2 protein-coding genes are annotated in these 2,614 nt (G+C 43.5%); one reads left to right on the plus strand and one right to left on the minus strand.

All coding sequences use genetic code 11. From position 1 onward, the window contains the following. Positions 1–1,480 (plus strand): GGDEF domain-containing protein (locus tag QTO00_RS17930; RefSeq protein WP_331425991.1); only part of this gene is annotated, 1,480 nt, incomplete at its 5' end. Between the two features lie 211 nt (positions 1,481–1,691). Here QTO00_RS17930 and QTO00_RS17935 read toward each other — a convergent pair. Beyond that, on the minus strand, positions 1,692–2,567 hold the full coding sequence (locus tag QTO00_RS17935) for an AraC family transcriptional regulator (RefSeq protein ID WP_331425992.1): 876 nt from the start codon (positions 2,565–2,567) through the stop codon (positions 1,692–1,694). Between the last annotated feature and the right edge of the window lie 47 nt (positions 2,568–2,614).

Genomic DNA, 2,614 nt, shown 5'->3' on the forward strand with positions numbered 1-2,614 from the left:
GCACCGTGACTACTTCGTTCATGCGCAAACCCTCAAAGAGAATGAGACTGGATATTTTGGAATCGACCTAGAGGAGGATAATGGTCAACTTGTGATTCCTCACATACCCGCTTATCGTGCCATCTACCCGATCACAGTTAATGAGGAGCGAAAGGGTTACTTCATCGCCAACTTAGACTTGCTACGCATCTATCAAGGGCTCGCCTATAAACGGAACCACGCCAACTTGCCAAATGTGGCAAATGAAAGGGGCTTTTACCTTATGTCTACTGAGGGTGACCCGTTACTGGGTAACTTAATTAATGCGCATAAGGATTCAAACATCGCCATTCAGTATCCTCATCTCTGGCGATCCATACAGCTTAGGCCATCCGGTACCGTCAAAGATCAAGGTCATTGGATTTCTTACACATCAATGCAAGTCAATGAAGCTGAAAACATCGATCAGTTAATTTTCTTCATTAAGACTCCCAATGAGGTAGCATCTGCTTTGCGTGCTGAATCAAGACAAGATATCTACACACAAGCGGCTTTTATCAGCGTCATTCTTCTATTACTTACATTCACGTTTGTCTCTTGGAACCATAATCATCATAAAAACAGCTTAGATAGCAAAATTGCACGAGCGGCAATGAACGGTATGTCTGCAGTTGTGATCACTGATCGCAACAACCGTATAATCCAAGTAAATAGTGAGTTTACGCGGATAAGTGGTTATACGTTAGAAGATGTTCAAGGTTATCCACCTTCACTATTCTCTTCCGGTAAACACCAACAGCAGTTTTATATGAACATGTGGAAGATCCTTGAAGACCGTGGTCTATGGGAAGGTGAAGTGGTTAACAAACGCAAAGATGGCACCTTAATTACTGAAATATTGCGAATACAAACCGTCAAGGATAACAAAGGGATAATCCAGTTTTATGTCGCTTCTTTTGTCGATATTTCGCACAGGAAAGAGCTCGAAAACCGCTTGAGAGAACTGAGCGAGAAAGATCCGTTAACATCACTATGGAACCGCAGAAAATTTGACTCAGAAATGCGAGCACAAGCAATGCGTTCAAAACGTTACGGTGACAGTGAACCTTCCACGCTTGCCCTTATAGACATCGATCACTTTAAGCGTGTTAATGATACTCATGGTCATGGCAAAGGAGACGAAACACTCGTAGAGGTAGCGCGATGTTTGGAGCTTCATCTGCGCGAAACGGACATTATCTCACGAATCGGCGGCGAAGAGTTTGCCATCATCATGCCCCATACCGAACTAAAAGAAGCGGATATCGTACTCAATCGCCTCAGGACTGCAATCAACATAACTAGCGAGCTCAGTATTACAGTCAGTGCGGGCGCGACCGAAATTTCAGACTCGGCAAAAGAAGCATATAAACGCGCAGATATTGCACTGTACGAATCAAAATCGCTCGGACGTAATCGAGTGACTCTACTTTCCTTCGTTGAAGAAGACTCCATAGCCTAATTGATTTATGTGCGTTCAACGCCATGCGTGACAAAAATAAAGCCCCTACATCAATTCGCTGAAGGGGCTTATCCAAAGAAGATTGACTAGATCTCCTATAGGGGGTTACATGTATAATTATCTTTGTTGTTGCAGTATTACCTAAACGTTGGGTAAAAAACACTGTAAATATGTAATCGTACGTTTCCCCTTTTTTCCAGTCTCGATACCGTTATCCCGTAGGGGTTTTGTTAAAATGACGTTTGAATTCTCTCGAAAATTGTGACGTGCTGTTATAACCAACCATTCGCGCCGCATCACCAACTTTAAGGCCATCAAGCTGAATGAGGTCACGCGCCTTATCAAGGCGCACTTTCTTAATATATTGGATCGGAGACGCTAACGTTACACTACGAAATGCTTCATGGAAAGCTGAGACACTCATATTGGCTCGCTCGGCGAGCTTCTGAACCGTTACCGAGCTAGCGTAATTTTGATGCAAGTACTCCAGCGCCTTTGCCACACGAGCATAATGACCATCATGTCTGGCTAGATCAAATAGTACGCCCCCCTCCTTACTCATCAATGCTCTAAACGCTAACTCTTCCATTAGATTCTCGCCAAGTAACTCTCTCTCAATCGGATTGCACAACGCTTTGACCAGTCTTTTGCACACATCGAGCATATCATCGTCCATTGCGACGGATTTAAGACCTGAACGAACGACTTTATCACCACAAGGTTTATAACAGTTCATCGATTCCAGCTTATTGACCAAGCGATGTAGCACCTGAGCGTCGATATCTATACTTAAGCCAAGCAGTGGCTCCCCATTGACTGCGATGGCCTCGCACTCTAGAGGCATAGGAACACCAACAACCAGATAGTCGTCAGGCCCATACTTCACAGGTTGCTTACCTAAATAAATATTTTTTTCTCCTTGGCCTAGAACAATAACACCGGATTGATACACAAAAGGCTTGCGGGAATTACCTTTGCTACTTCGATAGAAGTACAAGCCATTAATGCTCGTTTTGGCGATTCCTTCTAATTGTTCTAGACCTTCATACTCTACGTACTGTTGCATGAGTTTAGCAAGTGTTTTCATTTGTTCACCAATCCAAACTTTGGAGAAATAGGCACAATATATAGAGA

The organism is Vibrio sp. M260118 (genome assembly GCF_036533755.1).
In the GTDB taxonomy this organism is placed as follows: Bacteria; Pseudomonadota; Gammaproteobacteria; order Enterobacterales; family Vibrionaceae; genus Vibrio.

Coding starts and splice junctions, on each gene's coding strand:
- QTO00_RS17935 (WP_331425992.1), bottom strand. CDS start 2,567: ATGAAAACACTTGCTAAACTCATGCAACAGTACGTAGAGTATGAAGGT.